16 protein-coding genes and 2 other RNA genes are annotated in these 17,890 nt (G+C 65.0%); 5 read left to right on the top strand and 13 right to left on the bottom strand.

Annotation, left to right across the window (positions count from 1 at the left end):
* From WJW29_RS17960 to xanC, 10 genes are all read right to left on the bottom strand, one after another.
* Nucleotides 1-242, bottom strand: a 242-nt coding sequence (locus tag WJW29_RS17960; protein ID WP_143704901.1) for a helix-turn-helix domain-containing protein, incomplete at its 3' end; no start/stop codon positions are given.
* 62 nt (nt 243-304) lie between these two features.
* Nucleotides 305-381: non-coding RNA, sX9 sRNA (locus WJW29_RS17955), on the bottom strand.
* A gap of 114 nt (nt 382-495) precedes the next feature.
* Nucleotides 496-933 (bottom strand): phosphotransferase, encoded by a 438-nt coding sequence (locus tag WJW29_RS17950; protein WP_011409659.1) that lies wholly within the window; start codon nt 931-933, stop codon nt 496-498.
* Nucleotides 920-3,289, bottom strand: a complete 2,370-nt coding sequence (locus tag WJW29_RS17945; RefSeq protein WP_042465789.1) for an MMPL family transporter — start codon at nt 3,287-3,289, stop codon at nt 920-922. Before WJW29_RS17945 ends, WJW29_RS17950 begins: the two co-directional genes overlap by 14 nt.
* Nucleotides 3,290-3,427: 138 nt before the next feature.
* Nucleotides 3,428-4,075, bottom strand: coding sequence for a LolA-related protein (locus WJW29_RS17940; RefSeq protein ID WP_011409661.1), 648 nt, complete (start codon nt 4,073-4,075; stop codon nt 3,428-3,430).
* Nucleotides 3,999-4,973 carry an acyltransferase gene (locus WJW29_RS17935; RefSeq protein WP_011260623.1) on the bottom strand — a complete coding sequence of 325 codons (975 nt, stop codon included), beginning with the start codon at nt 4,971-4,973 and terminating at the stop codon, nt 3,999-4,001. Before WJW29_RS17935 ends, WJW29_RS17940 begins: the two co-directional genes overlap by 77 nt.
* The gene (locus tag WJW29_RS17930; RefSeq protein WP_228329590.1) at nt 4,970-5,197 is read right to left on the bottom strand and encodes a hypothetical protein; all 228 of its coding nucleotides are present in this window, start codon (nt 5,195-5,197) and stop codon (nt 4,970-4,972) included. Before WJW29_RS17930 ends, WJW29_RS17935 begins: the two co-directional genes overlap by 4 nt.
* Nucleotides 5,198-5,268: 71 nt before the next feature.
* Entirely contained in the window at nt 5,269-6,018 is a 750-nt protein-coding gene (locus WJW29_RS17925) for a lysophospholipid acyltransferase family protein (RefSeq protein WP_011409662.1), read from the bottom strand.
* A 53-nt stretch (nt 6,019-6,071) separates the two neighbouring features.
* Nucleotides 6,072-6,755, bottom strand: coding sequence for a ketosynthase (locus WJW29_RS17920; RefSeq protein ID WP_080493953.1), 684 nt, complete (start codon nt 6,753-6,755; stop codon nt 6,072-6,074).
* A gap of 37 nt (nt 6,756-6,792) precedes the next feature.
* Nucleotides 6,793-7,062 carry a xanthomonadin biosynthesis acyl carrier protein XanC gene (gene xanC, locus WJW29_RS17915; protein ID WP_011260626.1) on the bottom strand — a complete coding sequence of 90 codons (270 nt, stop codon included), beginning with the start codon at nt 7,060-7,062 and terminating at the stop codon, nt 6,793-6,795.
* Between the two features lie 302 nt (nt 7,063-7,364).
* Here xanC and WJW29_RS17910 point away from each other — a divergent pair, with 302 nt between their 5' ends.
* Nucleotides 7,365-8,714: an NAD(P)/FAD-dependent oxidoreductase gene (locus tag WJW29_RS17910; RefSeq protein WP_011409664.1), complete on the top strand. Its 1,350-nt coding sequence runs from the start codon at nt 7,365-7,367 to the stop codon at nt 8,712-8,714.
* Nucleotides 8,711-9,718, top strand: a complete 1,008-nt coding sequence (locus tag WJW29_RS17905; RefSeq protein ID WP_011409665.1) for a pteridine-dependent deoxygenase like protein — start codon at nt 8,711-8,713, stop codon at nt 9,716-9,718. Before WJW29_RS17910 ends, WJW29_RS17905 begins: the two co-directional genes overlap by 4 nt.
* A 245-nt stretch (nt 9,719-9,963) precedes the next feature.
* Here the strand turns inward: WJW29_RS17905 and WJW29_RS17900 are convergent, their stop codons facing one another.
* Nucleotides 9,964-10,923: a 5'-nucleotidase gene (locus tag WJW29_RS17900; protein WP_011409666.1), complete on the bottom strand. Its 960-nt coding sequence runs from the start codon at nt 10,921-10,923 to the stop codon at nt 9,964-9,966.
* 452 nt (nt 10,924-11,375) lie between these two features.
* Nucleotides 11,376-12,722, bottom strand: a complete 1,347-nt coding sequence (locus tag WJW29_RS17895) for an AMP-binding protein (RefSeq protein WP_041182320.1) — start codon at nt 12,720-12,722, stop codon at nt 11,376-11,378.
* 745 nt (nt 12,723-13,467) lie between these two features.
* Here WJW29_RS17895 and WJW29_RS17890 point away from each other — a divergent pair.
* Complete coding sequence (locus WJW29_RS17890) at nt 13,468-15,828, top strand: S9 family peptidase (protein ID WP_012443849.1); 2,361 nt, start codon at nt 13,468-13,470, stop codon at nt 15,826-15,828.
* A gap of 83 nt (nt 15,829-15,911) precedes the next feature.
* Here the strand turns inward: WJW29_RS17890 and WJW29_RS17885 are convergent.
* A non-coding RNA gene (locus WJW29_RS17885) (sX9 sRNA) lies at nt 15,912-15,988 on the bottom strand.
* Between the two features lie 239 nt (nt 15,989-16,227).
* Here WJW29_RS17885 and WJW29_RS17880 point away from each other — a divergent pair.
* On the top strand, nt 16,228-16,992 hold the full coding sequence (locus tag WJW29_RS17880; protein WP_228329591.1) for a hypothetical protein: 765 nt from the start codon (nt 16,228-16,230) through the stop codon (nt 16,990-16,992).
* Nucleotides 16,989-17,582, top strand: coding sequence for a hypothetical protein (locus WJW29_RS17875; RefSeq protein ID WP_011260633.1), 594 nt, complete (start codon nt 16,989-16,991; stop codon nt 17,580-17,582). The genes WJW29_RS17880 and WJW29_RS17875 overlap by 4 nt, the downstream gene beginning before the upstream one ends.
* Nucleotides 17,583-17,890 lie beyond the last annotated feature (308 nt).

Raw genomic sequence — 17,890 nt, 5'->3', positions numbered from 1 at the left:
AACACCTGGCGCTCCTGCGCCGGCGTCAACGTCCGCGGGCGACCGCTGCCCTTACGCGTCATCAATGCGCCAGCGCCGCCCTCCTGTGCTCGCGCCAGCACTTTGTACGCCCAGCCGCGATGCAATCCGAACGACGCGGCCACTTCGGCCGGCGATTCGCCTTCGCCCATCCGTTGCAACGCCATCAGGCGCATTTCTTCCAGCGCCGCCCGCGATACCAAACGTCCGTCTCTCTTCTTCATGGATGGTTGGACAGCATGACGTCAACATCCGCTCCCTAATTTACTGACTTATTAGTAAGAGCGGCTAACAAAACGTAGCGAGCAGTCGTCAGGTGGGTGCGGACGGCGCACTCAGAACCGGAGTGTACGCGTGGTACATGCCGATTACGAGCACCGGCCGCGCCCGCCTGGCGGTGAGCGCAGTCGTTTTGTTCGCTGCTCTGAATCGACCGCAAATAGCGCCGGCACCGAGCCGGCCTATTGATCAAACGCGCTACGCCTGCGCAGCGCCCAGCATCACCGTGGCACGCCCTTCGGCAAGCAATTGCTCGCCATGCGTCAGGCGAAAACTGTATTGCTGGCTGTCCTCGCCCTGCATCAGCACCTGCGCTTCGCAGTCGATCGCCTCCGGCAGCGTTTCCAGATGGGTCACGTGCAACTCCACGCCACGCAGCGCCACCAGCATGCCCGGGCGTACCGGCTTGCCGGATGCGCGGCCCAGCAAACCGCCATGCACGGCCATGGCCTGCGCACCGTATTCGCACAGATGTAGTGCACGCAGGCGCCCGTTGGAACGTAACGGATGCGCATCGCTGCGATGCGCGTGACTACGCAGCACGATGCGCTGCGCATCCCACTCGATCACGTCTTCCCACAGGCACATGCTGCCCTGGTGTGGAATCAGCGTGGCAATCGCGTCACGTCCCTGCATGCGGCTCTCCATTCGCGGTGCGTTCCAGCGCCGGTTCGCGCGATACCAGCAAGGCCAGAATGAAATTGAACAACACGCCCAGCGCCACCGTGCTGCCGATCGCACGCAAGACCGGAATGCTGGACGCGGCCAACAACGCGAACACCAGCAGGGTCATCAGGCTGCACACGATCAATGCGTGCAGCGTGCGGAGCTGGTCGGCGTGATCGTCGCCGGCGTGATCGAAGAACAGCGCGTAATCCAGGCCCAGGCCGGCGGCCAGGATCAGCGCGATCAGATGGAACAAATTGAGCTCCACCCCGGTGCCGCGCAGGATCGCCAGGATCAGCACCGTGGTCAGCGCCATCGGCAGCAACACCCGCACGATGCGGCGCGGACTACGCAGTGCGATCGCCACGGTCACCGCCAGCAACAAGGCGGCCAATACCAGCGCACCGAGCACGCGTCCACGGTAGGCAGCCACCAACGATTCGGAGGCTTCCTTCAGATCCAGCAATTGCGCGCCACTGCCTTGCACGGCAGCCGCCAGGACCGCCGGATCGCGCAGGCCGGTCAACGACACCAGTGCGGTGCTGCGATCGCCACGGCCCAGCAACAAACCACCGACCGAGGTCGCCAGCGGCGAGCCGGTCAGATCCTTCGGCAGCAGCGGTGCGGCGCGCTTGGCGGCGTCCAGATCCTGCAGGAACGGCGCAAACGCATCGCTGCGGAACGGCGTGGTGGCGACAGCAGTCTCGGTGAACGCACGCGCCTGCGCGGCGTCGGGCAACGCCGCCTGCCGCGCATGCTGGGTCTTGGCGCTGGGCAGATAGCGCGCCGCCATGTCGTAACCGAGCAAGTCACCATTGCGCACCAATGCATCCAGGCGCGGGCGCAACTGCTCGCTGGCCTGCAGTGCCGCCTCATCGTTCGCGGCCGGTAGCGCCAGCACGTAACGCACATCCGGCGCACCCAGTTCCTGACGCAGGTGCATGTCCTGCGCCAATGCCTTGGGCGGCACCGGCGTCAGCTTCGACAGATCGTTCTGCCAGAACTGCCCCGGCGCAAGCACGATCACGGCAATGCTGAGCACGGCCATCACCGCCAGGCTGACGATGCGTGGCCGCGGCAAGCGTGCCACGCCACGCCACAGCACGGCCAGCAGGCGCGAATCGGCATAGTCGCGCGGAGCCGGATCGATCAAGGCCGGCAGCATCCAGCGCGTAGTGACCGCGGCGGTGGCAAGGCCGGCGATGGTGAACACCGCCAGCTGCCGCAAACCGTCCACACCGGAAAACAGGAAGGTCACATAGGCAATGCAGGTGGAAACCACGCCGGTGACCAACGTCGGCCACAGATGCCGTGCGTTTTCGCGCGGATCCAGACCGGGGCGCTGATGACTAAACAAGTGAATCGGATAATCCTGTACCACGCCGATCAGGGTGAACCCGAACGCCACGGTGATGCCGTGCACGCCGTCGAACAGCACTGCGACAGCGCCCAAGCCGGCCAGACCGGCGCTGGCCAGGGGCAACACGCCGAGCACCGGAATCTTCCAGCTGCGGTAGGCCACCAGCAGCAACAGCACCAGGCCCACCGTATCCAGCGTGCCGATCCATTGCGCCTCGCCTTGGGTGCGCGCGGTGATTTCCACCGCGAATGCACCCGGCCCGGTCAGCGTCAAGCGCGTGGACGTGCCCTTGCTGACTTTCGCGAAGGCCGCTTGCACGGCGTCGTAGGCCAGCTGCTGGCCGGTGGGGTCGAAGCCGGCCGCGCGCGTCTGCACGATCAACAGCGCCGACGTGCCGGCACGATCGAACCACACGTCATTGCGCGTCTGCGGCATCGCTGCCGGCTGCAGGGTTTCGGCCAGATGCAGGATTTCCATCGTGGGGTCGCGCGGCAGCAACGGCTCCACCATGGCTGCCGCCGGCGAGCCCAGATCCTGCACGCGCGCCTGCAACGCCGCTTCCAACGTGGGCGCATCCAGCGGAGTCTTGTCGAAGCTGTCGCTGAGCAGATAGCGATACGGCAGCAAGCGCTTGGGAATCGCCTCCAACCCGGCGTTACCACCGTTGCCGACCAGCTCGAACAGCTCCGGCTGTGCGGCCAGTGCTTTCTGCAGTTGCTGCGACTGCTCGGCCAAGGTGACGGGGTCGCTATTGGACAACGCCATCAGCAGCAGCCGCGATCCAGGGCCTTCGCCGAGTTCTTCGATCAACAGTTTTTGCGCCGGCGTGCGCGGGGCGGGCATGAATTTGCGTAGATCCCCGGTAACCTTGAGCGTCTCGCTCAACCAGAATCCGGCCACCGCCAGCAATGCCAGCCACAGCAGCGCCAGGCCGATGCGGCGGTTTGCGTTCAACTCAAGCGCCATGGTGTGCGTGTCCTGCTGCAGCGGCCGAACGCACGCCGGCCGCAGGCGCGGCATCGGTCGTTATCGGCAACGTGCGCGTTTCAGCTGCGAATGGTGCGATGTGTTTAGAGACGACCGGCGCACCCATCACGCGCGCGGTCACGCGCCAGAACCGTGGCAGAGCGTTGTCAGCGCGGTGGCATCGGTCACGCCGGCCGCTTCGCGCGCCGCACCGGCCAGCAGCGTGCGCTGCACGTCGCCCTTGGCCGGCACGCTTTCGATACACCGCAGTTCGTCCTTGCGTCCGTACAGACGCAATTGGCGCACCTGCTTGGCCACCGCGGCGTCCTTGGGCTGCAACGTCAGCAGCCAGGCCTGCGGCTGGCCCTGCCCACTGACGCTGTAGTGCTGCTCCAGCAGCGCGCGGTCGCCGGACAACAGCGCGCCGAAGCCGGACTTCAAGCCGGCCAGTTCGGGCACACGGCTCAACGAGAAACGACGCGGCGATTTGCCTTCGCGTTCCAGCACGCCTTCGTCGCCAGTCAGCGTGGTGGTTTCGTGGTACGGCGCGCTGACTTCGCGCACCAGCGTCTGCGCATCCGGGCGACGGTAGTGGCCCTCGACGCGCAACGGCGTCTTCAGCAAGGAAGAGCCCCGCAGTTCGACGAATTCGGTGCTGACCGGTGCGGGGCGCGCCAGGCGCTCCAGCACCTGCCCGACGTCGAGCGTCTCAGGCGGTGCGGCGCATAGCGGTGCGGCGCTGAACAGCAGTATCAGCATCCACGGCAGGGTGCGGCACATCGGCATGGTGGGTGTTCCAGAAATCGTAGAAGTTGAACCAGTTGTACGGCGCGTAGCAAGTGTAATGTTCCAGCCTGGCAGCGTAATCGCGCATGAGTACCGCAAGCATGGGGGCGCGCTGACGATGCGGCACGTCCAGGCCTTCGCTGAAGGTTTCGAACGCCAGCTCGTAATGATTACCACCGTGATACAGGCCGAATGCCAGCACCACCGGCACCTTGAGCGCAGCGGCGATCAGCCACGGCGAGGTCGGGAACATGGCATTGCGGCCGAGGAACATCGCCGGCAGCGCCGGGTCGCCTTCGCGCGGGCGATCGATCAGCAGCGCCACCAGCGCACCGGCGTCGGTGGCTTCCTTGATCGCCATGACGATCGAGGTCGCATCCATGCCGGCGTCGATGATGTTGGCGGCCAGCTGCGGGTTGAGCGCGCCCAGCAGGTCGGTCATGGCGCGGTTGTGCGCCTTGTCCAACACCACCTTGACCTGCACGTCCGGGCGCTCGGTGGCCAGCACGCGCAGCGCATCGAAGCTGCCTAGATGCGAGCCGAAGATCAGCACGCCGCGGCCACGATCCATTTGCGTATGCAGTTGATCCAGGCCGGAGATATCCACGCGGAAGCGCTGCATCTGCCCGCACAGCATGTACACCCGATCGAGGATGGTCGAGGCGAAGGTGTGAATGTGCCGCGCCACATCGCGCAGCGTGGCCGGGCGGCCGAGTACCCGCGCCAGATAGGCACGCGAGGCGGCGCGCTCAGGCGCGCGCACCAGCAGGAAGTACAGCGTGATCGGATATAGCAGCGCGCGTCCCACTACACGCCCGCCGTGCCGTGCGATGCCGCGGATCAGCCACAGCGCAAAGCGCCCACCGCCTTCCGGACGCTGTTTCCAGTGCTTGCTCATGTCCCCGCCTCCGCCACCAGTTCGCCGCTGACCAGCACTACATCGGCACGCTGCACACGGAAGCGCCAACGCGGGCCATCGCCTTCCAGTGTGACCGAGGCGGTCTGGCCGGGCAGCAACGGCTGCACGAACTTCACCTGCGGCAGGCGCGCGGCCGCGCGTGGACCATGCAGTGCTTCCACCGCCTGCAGCACATGGTCGAGCACGACCACGCCAGGCACCACGGGACGACCCGGGAAATGTCCGGGCAGGCAGGGATGATCATGCGGCACAACGAAATCCATAAGCGTGGAACTCAGATCCTGGGGTGAAGCATTGCAGCCACGGCCTTGTGTGCCTGCTCGGTCAATTGTTGGCGATCCGGCGCATCCGGCCCGGTCACAGCGATCGGCGTACCGATCCGCACGCGGATGATGCCGGGGCGCACCCTGAACAGGCCATCGACCGGCAACACCCTGCCGCAGCCGTCCAGCGCCACCGGAACCACCTGCACGCCAGCATCGATAGCAGCCTGCAGTAGCCCGACCTTGAATGGCAATAATGCGCCGGTGCGGCTGCGGGTGCCTTCGGGAAACAGACACAACTGTTTGCCCTGGCGCAACAACGCAGCCACCTGACGTCGCACCAGTGCCCCTGCCCTGCGGCTGTCGCGGTCCAGAAACAGCATGCCGGTAGCGCGCGCATACCAGTTCACGAACGGCACCTTGAGCATTTCTTCCTTGAGTAAGAAGCGCAGCGGCACCGGCAAGGCGTAGAACAGCGCGCAAATGTCGATGATCGACTGGTGGTTGCTCACGAACAGATAGTTCTTGGACCAATCCACCCGCTCGCGCCCTTCCACGATGACCGTGACTCCCGCGCCGCGGAACAGCACTGGCGCCCACATCCAGCTCCCCATGCGCAACATCCGGTCGGCATCGCGCGTGATCGCCATCAATGCCAATGCGTAGACGATCCCGCCAGCGGTAAAGGCCAGCGTGAATGCCAATTGCAACAGGTTGAACACAGCCCACGCCAGGCGCGACGGCATCCTTGCCAACGGCATCTTTGTCTTGTCCCCGAAAGTATGCACGTACGTCGCTACCCCTGGCCACGCACTCAGCGCAGCAGATCGCGCCAGAAGTCCGGCCCGAGCCGCGCCATCTGACGCAAGAAGTCTGGCAGATTACGATAGGGACGCTGTGGAAACCAGCGGCCGCGCAATAGATATTCCCCAATGAAGAAACCGCCAATCACGCCATAGCAGAGCAGATTGGCGAACAACGAGGCGCGCGCATCGCTGATCGGCAGCGGCGAGGCATAGCCCAACTGCGTCAGCACGCCGCTGGGTTCGGCGCACAGGCCGAGCACCAGATTGGCCAGGGTCAGGCCGCACAGCAGCAATGCCCAGGCCAGCGTGAGACGGCGCGTGTAGCGGCGTTGTTCGGGCGTGACCGGCATGCCGGCCTGGCCGTACAGGCCTTCCACAATGCGCGTGATCAGCGGCGTGCGGCCGTGGCGCAGGCTGCGCCCGAAGAACCAGGCGACCCAACCGGTAAACACCACCGGCGGCGCCGCCAGCACCACCATCGCGTACGGCGAATGCCACAGCACGCCCAATCCGGCGAGCAGCAGCAGTGCCAGCGCCCAGGCCCAGGCCCGGCGCGCAACCATCGGTTCGATCAAGACCATCAGCACCAGCAAACCACCGGCGATGGCGGCCACCTCCGGGCGGTGACTGGCATTGGCCCAATGCGCCAACGGCGAATACGCCACCGCCAGCAGAACGCCCATGCCCAGCACCCATGCAGGTGCGTCGGGGGATGGCGCAGTCGGCAGATCAGACGGTCTTGTTGGCTTCGACATGCGCCGACAATGCGCGCAGCGACGCGAAGATGCGACGGTTCTCGTCGTTGTCCGAACGCAGCTGGAAGCCGTAGCGCTTGCTGATCGCCAGCGCCAGTTCCAGCGCATCGATCGAGTCCAACCCCAGCCCGGTGTTGAACAACGGCGCCTCCGGATCGATGTCGGCGGGTTGGACGTCTTCCAGGTTCAGACTTTCGACCAGGAGTTCGGCCAGTTCACGTTCGGCAGCGGTTTGCGAGGACATCCAGGATTTCCACAGGTCAGGGTAGGGCGGCAAGAGTGGGAAGAAGCAACAGCAGCGCGGGCGACCATCGGAGTGCGTGGGCGTCGCGTCGGCCGTAGTGTACGTTGCCGTCACTGCCAATCCGAGCATCTGCCGCGCGGTCTGACCGACGCCTGCACGTGCTGCCGGCGTTGTTCACACATGGATCGGCGGCCCGCGGGCTGTCAGGGCGGCAGAGCAGGTTATCATGACTGCATGACGCTCGCCCGCTGCAGGTTCGTTCCAGGATGACTTCCAACGCTGTTCGCCACACCCCGACCGCCATGCCGGCAGCCGGGCCGGCTCCCGGACCGGAGTGTCCGGATGTCCTGATCGTCGGCGGCGGCCCGGCTGGCTGCACTGCGGCCATCGCGCTTGCCGAGCTCGGCTGGTCCGTTACCCTGCTCGAGAAGGAGCAGCATCCGCGCTTTCATATCGGCGAATCGTTGCTGCCGATGAACATGCCGATTCTCGAACGCCTGGGCGTGCTCGCCGATGTGCGCGCCATCGGCGTGCTCAAGCGTGGCGCGGATTTCCCGAACGACAGCGGCGGCTACAACACGTTTCGTTTTTCGCACGCGCTCGATGCCAAGGCCGATTTCGCCTTCCAGGTGCCGCGTGCGCAATTCGACCAGGTGTTGTTCCAGCGCGCGCGCGCGGCGGGCGTGGATGCACGCGAACAGGTCAGCGTGGAGCAGGTCGCGTTCGACGGCGAACAACCGCTGCTGCAGGCACGCACGGTCGACGGCGGCGTACAGCAGTTCCGCCCGCGCTATCTGCTCGATGCCAGCGGCCGCGATACCTTTCTGGGCACCCGCCTCAAGCTCAAACGCGCCAACGCCAAGCATCAATCGGCCGCGTTGTTCAGCCACTTCCGCGGCGTGACGCGGCGCCCGGGCGAGGATGCCGGCAACATCAGCATCTACCGGCATGCGCATGGCTGGATGTGGCTGATTCCGCTGCCGGAGGACATCATGAGCGTGGGCGCAGTCTGCTACCCCGAGTACATGAAAACCCGTAAGGGCGACAGCGAGGCCTTTTTGATGCGCACGCTGGCGCTCAATCCCGAACTCAACGCGCGCATGCTCGACGCCGAGCGCGTGGCACCGGTACATGCCACCGGCAATTACGCCTACGAATGCACGCGCATGGCAGGGCCGCGCTGGTTGATGCTGGGCGATGCCTACACCTTCGTCGACCCGATGTTTTCCTCCGGCGTGTTTCTGGCCATGCACGGCGCCGAACGCGGCGCAGCCATGGTGGATGCCGCACTACGCGCCCCGCAGTCGGAAGCGAAACTGCAGCGTGCCTTACAACGCGAATTGACCCGCGGCGTGGACGAATTCAAGTGGTTCATCTACCGCTTCACCTCACCCACCATGCGCACCTTGTTCGCGCAGCCGCAAAACACCTGGCAGGTGGAACAGGCGGTGGTGGCAATGTTGGCCGGCGACGTGTTCGACAGCCCCAAAGTCCGCATTCGCCTACGCGCCTTCCGTGCCCTGTACGCACTCACCACTTTGTCGATGCTACCGCGCGCCTGGCAGTCGTGGCGCCACCGCCGGCGCCAGGCCAAGCTCGGCTTCGAGGGCGACACCTTGCAACGCGACACGCAACAACGAGACGCTCAATGACCGCTTCCCAGGCCCAGACCACGCACGCCGTGCGCCATCCCCGCCTGCAGGTCGACTATGTTGACCAGACCGACCCCGGCGTGTTGCTGGCCGACCCGCAGGTGCTGGCCGTGTTCGGCTTCGGCGATGCGGCGCCGCGCCTGCACGACCCGCGCTATCTGCGCGTGCCGTTGCAGCCGTATCAGGCCAGCGTGCTGGAAGTTTGGCGCACCGCTGCGCCGGTGCGCAGCGGCCGCGAGGGCAATATCGCCTGGTCCAGCGACGGTCATTTGCATTTTGGCGTGATCGAGATCGACGAGCAGGACCTCGATATCGAAGAAGCCGCCGCCAAGGCGTATGCGGAAATCACCGCCTTTGTCAGCGGCAGCCAGACGCCGCGGTTGCTGCGTATCTGGAATTACCTGGACGCCATCACCCTGGGCAGCGGCGACCGCGAACGTTACCGCCAGTTTTGCGTGGGCCGTGCACGCGGACTGGGCGCATTCGACACGGCGCAATTGCCGGCCGCCACCGCCGTGGGCCGTTGCGATGACGAGCGCATCATCCAGATTTACTGGTTGGCGGCCGCCAATGCCGGTATGCCGCTGGAAAACCCGCGGCAGGTGAGCGCTTACAACTACCCGCGCCAGTACGGCCCGCAGCCGCCGAGTTTCGCGCGCGCCATGTTGCCGCCGGCCGGCAGCGACATGCCGCTGCTGTTGTCAGGCACCGCGGCCGTGGTGGGCCACGCCTCGATGCACACCGGCCAACTGCTGGCGCAGCTGGAAGAAACCTTCGCCAACTTCGACGCCCTGCTCGGCGCCGCGCGCCTGCACGCGTCGGCGTTACCCGCGCAGTTCGGTGCCGGCACCCGCCTGAAAGTCTATGTGCGCGAACGCGACGACCTGCCCAAGGTCGCCCAGGCACTGGACGCCCGCTTCGGCGACGCGGTGCCACGCCTGCTGCTGCACGCAGTGATCTGCCGCGATGAGCTGGCGGTGGAGATCGATGGGGTGCATGGCTGAAGGATGCTGTACGTGCGGATGCTGCCGCCCGGGACGACCCGCAGGCCGGCGATCCACTGACACGCGCATTGCGGAGTGCGGGACGCGGCATGCGCCAGGCAGAGACGACCATCATTCTGCGGATTTCATGATGGCCCGAGCACTCAATGCGCAACCCAAGGCCGTCTATACGACTGCAACCGATCCGCTTCGCCCATCGACGCTCACGCTGTGCGCTATTGCAATGGGAGTCCGTACATGAGTTGTTAGACTGCAGGCGACTCACCACCGAGCTTCGGCTGATTTGTGACGCCGAAGGGAATGTGAACCGAAGGGGCAACCGCGCTTGCCGACTCCAGATGGCCAGACTGGTCATCGAAGAAGATGTGCGGCTTCAGCACTCCGAGGACCTTGCCCTTCTCAATTCCGCCGAGAAAGAATGCATCGTTTGCCATGACGCCCCAACTTTTAAGAGTTTTAAGTGCGCGCTCGTGGGAGGGGGCATTACGTGCAGTTACGATAGAAACGCGGACTCGATTTTGGTAATCGGGATTCTGCTCCCGGTGCACCTCCTCAACGGACTGAATCTTTGACACCCGAACCAAGAACTCTTTAAGCGGCCCGGGATTGTGAGGCTGCATCACGTTCTTCACTTCGTGGTCGTGGAACGCCGAGAGACCGGAGGCTTGCATCACCGATTCTGATTCGTCCCCCGCGAGGACACCATCGAAGTCGAACGCTATGCGAAGAGTCTTATCATCTTCATCATCGTCAAACTCTGAATCGAGCACTTGCCCGGCGGGATGGCCAAGGCCAATTGCAGCCTCGACATCTGGCTTATGTCCAGACAGGAAGAGTGCGATGTTGAGAGCAGGAATGTACTCGTAGGGCGACCGCCCCTGCATGAAGATCGCTCTTGTCATCCCTAGGCCGTAGTGCTCAATAGTCTTCATCACCCGCAGGCCAGTATCTGGATCGTTGCGGGAGAGAAGCACGACCTCGACCAAAGGATCCGTGGGATCTGGGCTGAGGTCGTTGAGCGCAAGAAGGCGCTTTATGAAGGGGAAAGCTATTCCCTTAGGCAGCGGGGAGCCCAGGTTCTCTTCCTGATACTTCCGATACTGTTCCTCGCCTTGGCTCCTGAACACGGCATCCGAGTGCCGCAAATCGAACACAGCACTCGATGCAACCCCAATGACCAAGCGATCCTTTAGCTCGTATGGCATCAATCCCCCTCAAAGATCCGTCCTACCGCCTAACGCCTGAATTAAACCGAGTTGCAAAGCACTCTTCGGCTCGAAGAGTTGTCAGGCAGTGAGCGGCCGAAAAAGGTTGGATGGTGCAACCATGCTCCCCAGCACTGCCGCCTGGACCGAGTGTGCCACAGCTTGCCAGATGGAGCTTGCCCAACGATGCCCGGTGCGGGTTGCCAGCGAAGCCAAATGCAACACGCGCAGCGCGGCAATGACGTACAAGGGCGACGCAACGAAGTTGCCGCACCCAGCAACGGCGATGACGACTCCCGAAGCCGACCGCATGCAAGCGAACCGACCGAAGCCGGACCCACCAACAGACGTGCTCCCCACGGCCTAACTCTGCGCGCATCCAGCGCTTGACCAGTGAGCCGTCCGCTCTCATCTGGCCGGCGTGAGCGAGCTGCAGACGGGCTTACCCAGCCTCACTCACCCTTGAGCAAGCCCAGCACCACATCGCGCGGCAGTTTGCCGGTTTCGTTGCGTGGCAATGCGGCGACCTTGCGCAGACGGCGCGGCAGGAACACCGGGTCTACGCTGACGCGCAGTGCGGCCAGCACCTGGGCTTCGTCCAGGGAGGGAGCGACCACCAGCGCGGCGATGCGGCCGACCGCCTGGCCGGAGTCGGGCGCGAGTTGCACGATGGTGCCATCGACCACACCGGGAATGGCGAGCAGGCGCCGGGTGAGATCGGCCAGCGATGCGCGTTTTCCGGCAATTTCCAGCAGATCGGCTTGACGGCCGCGTACCTGAAAACGGCCGTCGTCGGCCACGTCCATCATGTCGGCCAGCAGCACCGGTGTGGCCAGATGCGGCGCATGCACCAGCGTGCCTGCGGCCTGCGTTTCCAGGCGCACACCGGGCAAAGGCGTCCATGCCGCTTCCAGCGCCGTGCGACGCACGGCGAACACGCAGGTTTCGGTGGAGCCGAACATCTCGCGCACTTCACCACCGAAACGCGCTTCGGCCGCAGCGGCGATTTCCGGCGCCATCGGTGCAGTGGCCGACACGATGCCGGCCAGCGGCGGCAGTGCCACGCCGGATTCGACCAACGCACGCAGATGCACGGGCGTGGTCACCAAGACACGCGGCGCGGGAATATCGGCCAGCGCACGCGCCACATCGTCCGGGAAGAACGGGCGCTCGGCGTGCACTGCCAGGGTGGTCACCATCGGCAGCAGCACCGACAACTCCATGCCATACATGTGCTGCGGCGGCACCGTGGCGACCACGTGCGGCACAGCGTCGGTGTGCGCCCACAGGCTTTCCAGCGCGACCAGATCCTGGCGCGTGCTGGTCAGGAAACTGCCCCAGGTCTTGGGATTGGGTTGCGGGCTGCCGGTGGTGCCCGAGGTGAAACCGATCGCCACCAGCGCGTCGTCGGCCAACTGTGGAATCGGGCCCGCAGCCTGCGGCAATTCGGCAGGCAGCTGCCAATACCGCGGCGGCGCGAGCTCCAGGTCCAGATCGCCCAGGCAGTACGCATCGGCGTGGCGCGCCTGCACTTCGCCCACTACCGCAGGTGCACGCGACGATGGCAGCAGCGATACCTGCCCGCGCAGCGCGCACGCGTAGAACGCCACCATGAAACGGTAGCGGTCCTCGCACAAATTCACTGCATGGCTACCTTCAGGCAGCTGCTGCGCCAGACCGTGCACATGCGCGATGAAGGTGGCCAGATCGACCGACTGCCCCGCGCGCCAGGCCAGCGGCCGGTCGAGCGCACCAACAGCCATCGGATGGGAAATAGGGGGAGCAGGCAGGCTGGACATGAAAACCGTCGGTCGCAAGAGCACGCTAGCTTGTCCGCCACCCGCGCTGCTGGCAAGTCGGGAAGTTCCCTCTGCGGCAAACCGCGGCGAGCGCGTCTTGTGTCGATGGCTTGCACATGTGTGTAGGCGGCGTGCGCGTTGTGCGGCACGGCAAATCATCTGCTCGCCGGTCGGAGATACTCCACCGGCGTGGCAGCGCCCAGGAAACCTCGGAACAACTGTTTCGCCAGCTTACGATCAGTCGCTGGGGCAGTCTCCATAACTCGCAAGTCATTGATTTGCAGCATGAGCGACCGCCGCGATCAAGCGGAATCCCAGGTTCGCTCGTAACGCCACGCGTTGTTCAGAGGTTCCGCTGCGATGCACCGGCTCGCTGTGGGTGTGATGGCTGTCGTGCGATGTCTCTGCACGGCTACGTTTTCCAGAGTCCTGCGAAATTTCCCCGGATGCGTCTGCGCTTGTGCCAGCCCGGCACGCGCACGCGTGGCTTCGCCAGCCCAGTAGCGTTGAAGAATTCATTTTTTCGCTGTCGCATCGCACCTCGCTGGTGCCACGCGCTGCGCTCGCCTGCACTGCACGCCTTGCACAGCGCTGGGTATGGTCGTGGCCACTAATCGCGAGCTGTTGGTTGTCGCCCGCACTGCACATCGCCACGTACGCATGACCTGTGGCCCAAGCCCGCTGCGGAGGCGAACTGCTAGGCTTGCGCGCTGTCCTTTGCGTCCCGCCGTGTCCGATGCCCAGATTGTTGCCGTTGACCCTTCTGCTGCTGGCCGCCGCTGCGCATGCGCAGTCTGCCGCCCCGCTCACCATCGAACAGGCGATGGCCGACCCGGACTGGATCGGGCCGTCTGTGGACCAGGCCTGGTGGCAATGGGACGGCAAACAGGTGCAATACCTGCTCAAGCGCGCCGGCAGCCCGGTGCGCGACACCTATCGCCAGAGCACTGCCGGCGGCACGGCCGAACGCGTGGCCGACACCGCGCGCGCCGGCCTGGATGCGGCAAACCCGAGCTACGACGCCACCCGTCAGCGCATGCTGTTCGCACGGAACGGGGACATTTTCCTGCGCGATCTGCGCTCCGGTGCGCTGACCCAGCTGACCCGCAGCAACGAGATCGAATCGCGTCCGCAGTTCGCCAGCGACGGCGGTGCGATCTGGCGCGCGGGCAACAACTGGTACCACTGGCGCGCCGATGGGGGCACCGCGCAGGTGGCGGTGGTCAAGGCCGAGCGCGACCCTGACGCCGCCCCCAAACCCGATGTGCTGCGCGAGCACCAACTGGCCACGCTGGCCACCTTGCGCCGCGACAAGGAGCAACGCGACGCGCTGCGCACGCAGGACGACGCCTGGCGCCGCGCCGATGCCACGCGTGCGGCAGCGCCGGTGTATCTGGGCGATGAGGTGGAGATCGTCGATAGCGCGTTGTCGCCGGACGGCCGCCATCTGCTGGTGGTGACCCAGGCCACGAACGCCGAAGAAGGGCAGGCCGGCAAAATGCCCAAATACGTCACCGAATCCGGCTACGAAGAATTTCAGGAAGTGCGCACCCGCGTCGGCCGCAATGCATCGGTGGCGCACGCGCTGTGGCTGGTGGATGTCAGTGCGGGCACGGCCAAGTCACTGTCTTTCGACCCCCTGCCCGGCATTGCCACCGACCCGTTGGCCGCATTGCGCAAGGCCGCCAAGCGCGACGCACTCAAGGGCAACCGCGCGGTACGTGTGGAAAGCAATGGCGACGGCAGCGGGCCGGCAGTGCACTGGAGCGACGACGGCCGCAACGTGGCAGTGGAAATTCGCGCGGTGGACAACAAGGACCGCTGGATCGCCAGCGTCGACCTGGACAACGCGAAGCTGCAGCCGCGTCACCGCCTGAGCGATAGCGCCTGGATCAACTGGGACTTCAACGATTTCGGCTGGCTGCCCGACAACCGCACGCTGTGGCTGCTGTCGGAAGAATCCGGCTATTCGCAGTTGTACACCATGGAAGGCAACAGCAAACCGCGCCAGCGCACCCGCGGCAAATGGGAAGTGTCGATGCCGGTGCCCAGCGCCGATGGCAGCGGCATGTTCTTCCTGTGCAACCAGAAATGGCCGGGCGATTACGAAGTCTGCAAGCTCGACCTGCGCAACGATCAGCTCACCGAAGTCACTGCATTGAACGGCGTGGAAGGCTTCAGCCTGTCGCCGAACGGGCAGCAGTTGCTGGTGAGTTACTCGGGTAGCTATCTGCCGACGCAACTGGCCGTGGTGCCGGCCACCGGTGGCCAGGCCACCGTGCTCACCGACACGCGTACGCCCGCATTCAAGGCGCAGCCGTGGATTGCGCCGCAGTACGTGCAAGTGCCGTCCAAACACGGTGCCGGCACGGTGTGGGGCAAGTATTACGGGCCGACCACTCCCGAGCCGGGCAAGCAGTATCCGATCGTGATGTTCGTGCACGGCGCCGGCTATCTGCAGAACGTCTCCGAGCGCTACACGCCGTATTTCCGCGAGCAGATGTTCCACAACTTGCTGGTGCAGCAGGGCTACATCGTGCTGGATCTGGACTACCGCGCCTCCAGAGGCTACGGCCGCGATTGGCGCACCGCGATCTATCGCAACATGGGCCACACCGAGCTGGAAGATTATCTGGACGGGCTGGACTGGCTGGTCGCCACCAAACAGGGCGACCGCGCGCGCGCCGGCATCTATGGCGGTTCGTACGGCGGCTTCATGACCTACATGGCGCTGTTCCGCAGCCCCGGCACCTTCAAGGCCGGCGCGGCGCTGCGCCCGGTCGGCGACTGGATGCAGTACAACCACGAATACACCTCCAACATCCTCAACACGCCTGAGCTGGATCCGGAGGCCTACAAGACCTCCTCGCCGATCAACTACGCCGAGGGCCTGCGCGACCATCTGCTGATCGCCCACGGCATGATCGACGACAACGTGTTCTTCAAGGACTCGGTCGACATGACCCAGAAGCTGATGGAGCTGCACAAGGACAACTGGCAGCTGGCACTGTACCCCCTGGAACGCCACGGCTTTACGCGTGCCGATTCGTGGCTGGACGAGTACAAGCGCATCCTCAAGCTGTTCAATGCGCAAGTGAAGCCCTGAATCCGGTGGAGCTGCGGGTGGCGGTCCTTCGATGCAAAGGGACGACGCGCGCAGCGCCCGGGCGTTGCGCGTGTCCTTAGAGCGGCGAACAACACGTCGCGAGCAGCCGTCAGGTGGGCGCGGACGGCGCGCTCAGAACCGCAGTGGACGCGTGGTACATGCCGATTCCGAGCACCGGCCGCGCCCGCCTGGCGGTGAGCGCAGTCGGTTTGTTAGCTGCTCTTAGCTGCGCCTGCGCAATCATGGCCAGAGCGCGCAGCAACCAAGCGCGCAATCCAGTTGCTTCGCACTCACCTGTTGCTACGCGAGTGGCTCTAAGCTTGGTGCAGGATCGGTAACGCGCCATCGCCACGCGTGCACCGCTGCATCGGTCCGCCGCATGACCGGTGCGCCGCCGGCATGGCGGCGCTTCCACTCACCACTGGCGCAGGGAAGGGAAACGCGATGGGCCTGTGGGACCGGTTGTTTGGACGCAAGAGCGCTGCGGCAAGCACGCCGCGCACAGAACCGACCGCAGCACCTGCCGCTGCCGTAGACGCGTCGGAGGCGGCGGCAGCCGAGATCGACCCCGCACTGCAGCCGGCGCTGACGGCGTTTCAGCGCAGCGACCACATCGAAGCCTACAACGCCGCGCAAGCGCAGCTACACCTCGGTGCGGACGCGCAGCGCCTGTGTGCCCTGTCGTTGAGCGCCTTGGACCGCTATCGCGAAGCCTATCCGTACTGGCTGGCGCTATGCGCGCTGGAGCCCACCGCCCACAACGCCCTGCAGCTGGCGACCACCTCGGTGATGTGCAACGAGATCGATCGTGGTGCGCAGTGGTTGCTGACGTTCGATGATCTCAACGCGCAGGAGCGATCGACCTCGCCCGCCATCGCGCGCACCAGCTTCCTCACCGCACTCACCCGTGCCGGCCACGGTGCGCACGCGCTGCCGCACCTGGAATGGTTGCGCGAAGCGTATGCCGGCATGTCGATGACCGACAGCCACTTCCTGTACGTGCGCGGGCTGCCGTTTCTCGAAGCCTTTCTTGAGCGCAGCACAGCGCTGTTGCGCGAATGCCTGCCAGCCGACGCAGTGCCTGCGTGGTACGCGCAACTGCAACCTGCGCTGGATCCTCCTGGTCGGGGGATGGTGGCCGCCCACATCGCATCGCTGCAATGAGCGCCATGCAACCAGCATCGGCAAAGCAGCGCGGCGGCTTCGTAACCCCGTTGGCGTGGGTCTCGTTGTTCCTGGGGGTGGTCAGTGCGCTGGCCAATCTGGTGCAGATCGCAATGATCGCGCTGACGCCAGATGCAGCATCGTTAGGACTGCCAGAAGGCATCACCCTGCCCCCCTCGTGGCAGTGGCTGATCGACCACGCGATGTCGCTCTCTGTCGCCGGGATGGTGCTTTCAGCGGCCTTCTCCGGGTTGAGTTGGGCGCTGCTACAGCGGCGCGAGTGGGCAAGAATCGGCTTCGTGGCGGTGTTGTTGGTGACCGGGCTACTTAATTTCGGCGGGCTGGCGTTGATCGGGCCGTTGTTCGACGGCGTACAAACGCTGTTGCCCGCCGATGCGCTGCAAAGCCCGGAGTGGCCACAACTGCAGGCACGTTTGCAGGCCACCCGGCAGATGGCGGTGGTTCTCACCGGCGTGGGTGCACTGGCAATCGGCGGCATACACGCAGCATTGGCGTGGCGGCTATGTACGCCCGCTGTTCGCGCAGAGTTTTCGTCGGTGGCGTCATTTGGGCGCAAGCAAGTGCCCTAACGTAACATCGCCAATCACTTCAACAATCGGCGCAGTGACGACAATGAAACCATCGGAAGCTGATGCGATAGCTCAGGCGATATTGACGCGGGATCCTGCGGAGCAGGAGGCCTTGCGCCTCGAGCGTGCCAGGCAGGCGCAATGGCGGAGTGAGCAGCGTAACGTTGCAGGCCTAGGCCTTACCGGTTTTGTCGCAGGCGCGGTGGTGGCACACGTCCTCGACGACCGATGGGTGGTCGGTGGATTGGTGGGCAATCTTCTCGGCGCCGGAGTGGCGTGGATCTGGATTTCCATGCGCAATCGGCACC

The organism is Xanthomonas sp. JL1, assembly GCF_038405005.1.
This window is presented reverse-complemented; position numbering and strand designations above follow the sequence as displayed.